The 622-nt window shown below is 39.5% G+C and carries 1 protein-coding gene and 1 pseudogene; both read right to left on the bottom strand.

The features are described from left to right. Nucleotides 1-214, bottom strand: a pseudogene (locus OH814_RS20545) (DDE transposase); the annotation flags it as partial. Nucleotides 215-242: 28 nt separating this feature from the next. Further along, nucleotides 243-596, bottom strand: coding sequence for a transposase (locus tag OH814_RS20540; RefSeq protein ID WP_308829460.1), 354 nt, complete (start codon nt 594-596; stop codon nt 243-245). Between the last annotated feature and the right edge of the window lie 26 nt (nt 597-622).

The following is a 622-nucleotide window of genomic DNA, read 5'->3' as shown; positions in this document are numbered from 1 at the left end:
CAATACTGCCTTTTCTGCCCATTGCTTTTTTGGAGGTCAGAACAGTGTACAATTCGCCATCAGAAAGAGCAACTTCATCGAGAGATAGGTGGTGTGAGAGGTTTTCGGGATAGAGAATCCAATCCTCGGCGTGTGATTTTTGTTTCCAGTTTTTAAAATTGCTGATGCTTTGCTTGTATTGCCTTTGAAATTTCCTGCCATCCACGCCATACATCTCGCCAATGGTTTTACAAGGAAGGGCTTTAGTATCGGCTGATTTTTTTTAAGAACTCGGCAAAATCCTGTGTCATGCGGGTTCCTTTGGCAATGAGATTCCAATCTCTTTGGATGATGTTGCCGGTTATTGTATCGGTCCATCTTCTGCGTTTGATGTGGAGTTTTACTGTTTTTCCGCGAAGAGGAAAATCGTCAACGGTAATTTCCGGAACAAAACCTTTTGACTGCAATAACAGAGACGAAAATTCTTTCGGAGCTGTATTTTTCTCGTCAAAGTAGAGGTGGAGGATTTTGTTTTCTTCTTCAACTTTTACAATCTCAAAATGCTCAATCAAGAGTTCAGGTAAAAATAATTTGAGGAGTTCGGCATCGTTTAACATTCCACAAAATTATCAATATTTTTTTT

This window comes from Chryseobacterium sp. CFS15, assembly GCF_031118795.1.
GTDB lineage: Bacteria > Bacteroidota > Bacteroidia > Flavobacteriales > Weeksellaceae > Chryseobacterium > Chryseobacterium indoltheticum.
Note: the sequence above shows the minus strand (reverse complement) of the source record. Positions and strands in the feature narration are given on the sequence as shown.